The 6,247-nt window shown below is 52.2% G+C and carries 4 protein-coding genes, 2 rRNA genes and 1 pseudogene (1 of these 7 cut by a window edge); 5 read left to right on the top strand and 2 right to left on the bottom strand.

Going from position 1 to position 6,247, the window contains the following annotated elements; translation table 11 throughout:
• Positions 1–88 precede the first annotated feature (88 nt).
• From ACZ5DH_RS06255 to ACZ5DH_RS06275, 5 genes and pseudogenes are all read left to right on the top strand, one after another.
• Positions 89–265, top strand: a complete 177-nt coding sequence (locus ACZ5DH_RS06255; RefSeq protein WP_464256229.1) for a hypothetical protein — start codon at positions 89–91, stop codon at positions 263–265.
• A 478-nt stretch (positions 266–743) separates the two neighbouring features.
• On the top strand, positions 744–926 hold the full coding sequence (locus tag ACZ5DH_RS06260) for a hypothetical protein (protein ID WP_464256230.1): 183 nt from the start codon (positions 744–746) through the stop codon (positions 924–926).
• The gene (locus ACZ5DH_RS06265) at positions 926–1,399 is read left to right on the top strand and encodes a zeta toxin family protein (protein ID WP_464256231.1); all 474 of its coding nucleotides are present in this window, start codon (positions 926–928) and stop codon (positions 1,397–1,399) included. The genes ACZ5DH_RS06260 and ACZ5DH_RS06265 overlap by 1 nt, the downstream gene beginning before the upstream one ends.
• A gap of 1,234 nt (positions 1,400–2,633) precedes the next feature.
• On the top strand, positions 2,634–2,771 hold the full coding sequence (locus ACZ5DH_RS06270) for a hypothetical protein (RefSeq protein WP_464256232.1): 138 nt from the start codon (positions 2,634–2,636) through the stop codon (positions 2,769–2,771).
• A 471-nt stretch (positions 2,772–3,242) separates the two neighbouring features.
• Positions 3,243–3,830, top strand: a pseudogene (locus ACZ5DH_RS06275) (IS630 family transposase); the annotation flags it as partial.
• A gap of 815 nt (positions 3,831–4,645) precedes the next feature.
• Here ACZ5DH_RS06275 and rrf read toward each other — a convergent pair.
• Positions 4,646–4,760, bottom strand: a 5S ribosomal RNA gene (gene rrf / locus ACZ5DH_RS06280).
• A 46-nt stretch (positions 4,761–4,806) separates the two neighbouring features.
• Positions 4,807–6,247, bottom strand: a 23S ribosomal RNA gene (locus tag ACZ5DH_RS06285); it runs 1,492 nt beyond the window's last position.

A 6,247-nucleotide genomic window follows, 5' to 3' on the forward strand; every position in this document is an offset into this window, starting at 1 on the left:
CTTGAGACGCCAGGAATTACTTTTGCACCATAGTAATTCCTGTCTAGTGCATTGCTGAACAGTTTTTTTCTACCTCTGGAGGCACCTCATGACCACACATCAATCCGAAAATATCACTGAGTTGGATAAAAACGCGCTACGGGAAGAACTGCCTGAGGTATTCTGCTTTGAGCATCTGGACGACATTGACGTGGACGCTCTGCTGGCCCGCTGTGAGCGTACTGGTGAGCCTTTTGAGAAGCTGAGCGTTTCACCCATAAACTGAACTTCGAGAGGTTATCATAGGATATTATTCTGACGTACCCTTGTGCCTGGCGAAAAAAGGTGCGGCAAAACTAACAGTAGCCATAGAAGCGCATGTCAGTAACGCCTCCGAAGATTTCGCCAGCAACGCTATAAAGAATTTGGTCGGCGGCGAGCCTGCCCACGCGGATGTGGATTCTAGCGCAGTGGCCTTTTGCTGGAGCGGAGTGAGGTGGTATGCTGATTTTGAGGAGATGGTCTTTGTTGAACGTTACTGAACAGCTTGCCCGACCAAGGTTTCCCATTCATCCGTCTTGGCGAAAATTACGGCGGCATTGAGGCTCACAGCTGTTTTCGTGGCTCCCATTTTAGCCTTTCCAGCGAACGAAAAATCATGGCAGGTCAGCAGCCTGATTTTCAATTCCCTTCAAATGTTTGTTACAGGCACAGACCGTTGACCGACAGCAGGCTTACCCGTAATCCGTGAGAACGGAGGCATTATGTCGCTTACTCTTGAAGAACTGGTCGAAACTGCCATAGAAAATCAGCGTGTAATCCTTGGGCTTGAGCTGAAAAAAGGAATCCCGCTGAACTACCTGGATGAAAACGGGCAGTATACCCTGCGCTACCCAGATGGCCATACTGAAACAATGTCACTCACCGAAGTCCAACAGGCCAACTGATGCCCAAGCTTTTGTGCATCTGTGGCCCCAAAGGAGCAGGCAAGAGTACATTCTCAAGGACAATTGCCATGCGGGAAAACCTGCTGGTTATTGACCCTGATAAGCTTGCTGCTGAAGGCTTGTCTCCGATAGGCGCTGGTAAGGCTGCGGCCCGTATGGCTCGCCTCTTTCTGCAGGAGGGGGTTTCATTTGCGCGCGAGTCTACCCTTACTGCCAAGTTTGACTTCACTCAGATGGAAGAGGCAAAGCAGCGGGGTTATGAAGTTGAGCTTGTATACATGCGCCTTGCGTCGGCAGCGCTGGCACTGAAGCGTATTGCTGCCCGTGCATCACGCGGAGGGCATAGCGTTCCTCCACAGGACACAGTGCGCCATTTTGCCCGCAGGCTTGAGAACCTACCCAAAGCCATGGCCTTGCCGGACAAGGTCACCATTTTGGATAATTCCTTCTGTAATTATAAAAAAATAATGTAACCCCAAAGAACATATTTTGAAGAGCCCGGCTTTCCTGATGGAAGCCGGGCTCTTTTTGCATTGAAGGAGCAAGCATTATGAGCAAACCTTAATCAACGACTCACCAGCCTTCAGCCCACCGACCTTGATGCCGGTCAGGTTTTCAGCGGCAAATCCTCCGGCACCACAGTCAGGGGCTATGCCACACCTTCGCCCTACACCCCGGCCATTGATCGCGACTATATCTTCCACGAGTCCAGCCGGGATGATGTAGATTATTTCAAGATACGGCTGCACGCCGTTTAAACGTGAGCCCGTCAACCAATCGGTTGCTGGCATTGCGCGGCGCGGAGGGAGATCGCCGAGCGCAGCGAGGAAGCTCCCGCAGCAGGTGCCGCGCAGCCCTCGCCGGGTGACGGAATATGGAAAGCTTCAGGGGGTTGTCCGGGGGGAGTGCAGAGGGGGCCTCGGAGGGGCGCAGCCCCTAACAGGCCCCCTCTGCCGCCCGCCGCGCAGGCGGCCCAATGGAGGAGATTGGAAATAGCATGGAATAAGGCTGCCTTGAGCGAAAATAGCTGAAAATCGAGTGAGTCAGACAGCCGAAACAATGTGCAATGAAGCGAAACAGCAGCAGGAGCAGAGCCTCGGGAGTAAAGCAGGGCAGCAGCGCCAACAGCAGCAGGAGCAGAAGAAGAAGTAACTTCGGCGCTGTCACGCCGCTTGCAGCGCGACATGCTTGTGGTGTGTCGTTCGCAAGGCCCGCGCCAGCGCCTTATTCAATTTAGGTTCAAGAAAAACAGAAAGATGGCTGCGGGCAATTCAGCCTCAGGGGACAACCTGCAGCCAACAGCCAAGGGCATCAGTCCGGAGAGAGAAGGAAAACCTTGCTACAGAACGACAAAAAGCCCTTCGCGCTTTAGCAGCGAAGGGCTTTTTAAAAGATGTTGTCATAGATACGGCTGCACGCCGTTTAAACGTGAGCCCGTCAACCAATCGGTTGCTGGCATTGCGCGGCGCGGAGGGAGATCGCCGAGCGTAGCGAGGAAGCTCCCGCAGCAGGTGCCGCGCAGCCCTCGCCGGGTGACGGAATATGGAAAGCTTCAGGGGGTTGTCCGGGGGGAGTGCAGAGGGGGCCTCGGAGGGGCGCAGCCCCTAACAGGCCCCCCTCTGCCGCCCGCCGCGCAGGCGGCCCAAATGAAAGACATGAAAATAGAATGGAATAAGGCTGCCTTGAGCGAAAATAGCTGAAAATCGAGTGAGTCAGACAGTCGAAACAATGTGCAATGAAACGAAACAGCATCAGGAGCAGAGCCGCGGGAGTAAAGCAGGGCAGCAGCGCCAACAGCAGCAGCAGAAGAAGAAGAAGAAGAAGAAGAAGAAGAAGAAGAAGTAACTCCGGCGCTGTCACGCCTCTTGCAGCGCGACATTTTTGTGGTGTGTCGCTCGCAAGGCCCGCGCCAGCGCCTTATTCAATTTAGAGCATTTTGTTATTGAAATTATCTATAATATTTTTATACTCCGTGCATGCCAATATCAAATAACGACATAAGACAACGAGCTGTTGAGGCATACAAAACAGGTCTATTTACCCAGCAAGAGTTGGCCAATGCCTATTGTGTGCATTATAAGACCATTCAAAACTGGTTGAAACGGGACGCTCATGGGGAACCCCAAGACCCGAAACCGCGAGGTTGCCGTCCCCGTGTCTTCAGCACGGACGAAGAACTGGAACTCGTCAACCTGATTCGTGAAGAACCATCGATTACACTGGAAAAGATAAGAATCAGGTTCAATAAAACGTGCAATGTTTCTGTCATTCACAGAACACTGCTCAAGCTTGGGATAACTTACAAAAAAAACTCTCCGGGCCTCGGAGCAAGACCGGGAAGATATCAAAGCTGCGCGTGAAGAATGGCAACAGTGGAGTAAGTTTTGCGAAAAAGAGTCTCTTGTGTTTCTTGATGAATCTGCTGCAAAGACCAACATGTGCCCGCTACGTGGACGCTCTTTGCGAGGTGATCGGTGTCATGGCAGCGCATCAGGCTCATGGCAAACGGTAACAATGCTTTCGTCAGTCAGGCTTTCAGGGAATACAGAATGTCTTGTTTTTGATGGTGCGGTGGATAAAAAAATATTTGCATCCTATATGGAGGAAGTATTACTTCCAGAGTTAAATGCCAACGATATTGTAATAATGGATAATCTTTCTGCTCATAAGAACAGCTTTGATATGAGCAAGTTTTCTTCTCGCAATATTACAATAAAATATTTACCCGCATATAGCCCGGATTTGAACCCCATTGAAAAGATGTGGAGCAAAATAAAGACAAAATTACGAGAACGTCAGGCAACAGATAGTGATACCCTTTTTTTCGCAATCAAAGATGCTTTTACCACAATCACCCCCTCAGATGCGAAGGGATGGTTTGAAAGTTGTGGATATTCTCATTAGCAAAATGCTCTAGGTTCAAGAAAAACAGAAAGATGGCTGCGGGCAATCCAGCCTCAGGGGGCAAACTGCAACCAACACAGCCAAGGACATCAGTCCGGAGAGAAGGAACACTTTGCCACAGAACGACAAAAAGCCCTTCGCGCTTTAGCAGCGAAGGGCTTTTTAAAAGATGTTGTCATAGATACGGCTGCACGCCGTTTAAACGTGAGCCCGTCAACCAATCGGTTGCTGGCATTGCGCGGCGCGGAGGGAGATCGCCGAGCGCAGCGAGGAAGCTCCCGCAGCAGGTGCCGCGCAGCCCTCGCCGGGTGACGGGATATGGAAAGCTCCAGGGGGTTGTCCGGGGGGAGTGCAGAGGGGGCCTCGGAGGGGCGCAGCCCCTAACAGGCCCCCTCTGCCGCCCGCCGCGCAGGCGGCCCAAATAAGGGACATTGGAAATAGCATGGAATAAGGCTGGGCATGGCCAGTAATCACAGCGGAGGGAAGAAAGGAGAACGAAGGGGGGAAGAACGCCTTGTCGCAGAAAAGTAAAAAGCCCTTCGCGCTTTAGCAGCGAAGGGCTTTTTAAAAGATGTTGGCAGCGGTCTACTTTCCCACATGACGTTGCCTTAGCCGTAGGCGAGGCACGAGCCGTACGGATAAGGACAGTGGAGCCGCAGGCGTAGGAGCCATGGCGACTTACGCCTGTCGTGCGGAAATGCCTTAGCCGTTAGCGCTGCAAGCGCTTTACGGATAAGGACAGCAGAGCGAAGAAATACCTTAGGCGTAAAATAACAAAGCTCCCCGCGCGAGATGCAGCGGGGAGCTTTAAAAGATGTTGGCAGCGGTCTACTTTCCCACATGACGTTATGCAGTATCATCGACGATGGAGAGCTTAACTTCCAAGTTCGGAATGGGATTGGGTGTACCCTCTCCTCCATGGCTACCAACAAAGTTGTCAAATATATAATTGACAGGGAAGGAAGGAGTTTTTTTCATAAACAAGCCGCACGGGCTATTAGTACTGGTCAGCTCCGCATCTCGCGACGCTTCCACCTCCAGCCTATCAACGAGGTAGTCTACCTCGGCCCTTCAGGGATTGCTCCAGGGAGAACTTATCTTAAGGCAGGCTTCCCGCTTAGATGCTTTCAGCGGTTATCCCTTCCGCACATAGCTACCCTGCTGTGCCGTTGGCACGACAACAGGTCCACCAGGGGTGCGTCCATCCCGGTCCTCTCGTACTAGGGACAGGCCCTTTCAATTCTCCAGCGCCCACAGAAGATAGGGACCAAACTGTCTCACGACGTTTTAAACCCAGCTCGCGTACCACTTTAAACGGCGAACAGCCGTACCCTTGGGACCTGCTTCAGCCCCAGGATGTGATGAGCCGACATCGAGGTGCCAAACCGCATCGTCGATGTGAACTCTTGGATGCGATCAGCCTGTTATCCCCGGCGTACCTTTTATCCAATGAGCGATGGCCCTTCCATTCGGGACCACCGGATCACTAACACCTACTTTCGTACCTGCTCGAGATGTCTCTCTTGCAGTCAAGCTCCCTTATGCGTTTGCACTCGACGGCTGGTTTCCAATCAGCCTGAGGGAACCTTTGCATGCCTCCGTTACACTTTAGGAGGCGACCGCCCCAGTCAAACTACCCACCAGACACTGTTCCCTCACCGGATAACGGTAGAGGGTTAGGGACCTGAAAAAACAAGGGTGGTATTTCAACAATGACTCCCTCCATACTAGCGTACAGAGTTCACAGTCTCCCACCTATCCTACACATGCAGTTCCAAATCCCAATGTCAAGCTATAGTAAAGGTGCACAGGGTCTTTCCGTCTTTCTGCGGGTACACGGCATTTTCACCGCGACTTCAATTTCACCGAGTCTCTGGCCGAGACAGTGTGGAGATCGTTACGCCATTCGTGCAGGTCGGAACTTACCCGACAAGGAATTTCGCTACCTTAGGACCGTTATAGTTACGGCCGCCGTTTACCGGGGCTTCAATTCAAAGCTTCGCTTGCGCTGACCTCTCCTTTTAACCTTCCGGCACCGGGCAGGCGTCAGTCCGTATACGTCGTCTTTAGGACTTCGCACAGACCTATGTTTTTAGTAAACAGTCGCCACCACCATTTCACTGCGGCTCCCTCAGGCTCATTAAGTGAATCAATTTCACCCGAAGGAGCACCCCTTCTTCCGAAGGTACGGGGTTATTTTGCCGAGTTCCTTGGCCAGAGTTCTCTCGAGCGCCTTGGATTATTCATCCCACCCACCTGAGTTGGTTTTCGGTACGGTTTGCATGTTCTATACTTAGAAGCTTTTCTAGGCAGTAGAGGCTCAACGGCTTCAGACCTTACGGTCACGGACTCGCGTCTCGGCGTAAAGAAGTGCGGATTTGCCTGCACCTCACGCCTACCTGCTTGCACCGGGTAAT

The organism is Desulfovibrio simplex (assembly GCF_055387835.1).

What these genes read in the sequence shown, in the direction of transcription:
- ACZ5DH_RS06255 (WP_464256229.1), top strand. Translation starts at nt 89, where the DNA reads ATGACCACACATCAATCCGAAAATATCACTGAGTTGGATAAAAACGCG.
- ACZ5DH_RS06260 (WP_464256230.1), top strand. Translation starts at nt 744, where the DNA reads ATGTCGCTTACTCTTGAAGAACTGGTCGAAACTGCCATAGAAAATCAG.
- ACZ5DH_RS06265 (WP_464256231.1), top strand. Translation starts at nt 926, where the DNA reads ATGCCCAAGCTTTTGTGCATCTGTGGCCCCAAAGGAGCAGGCAAGAGT.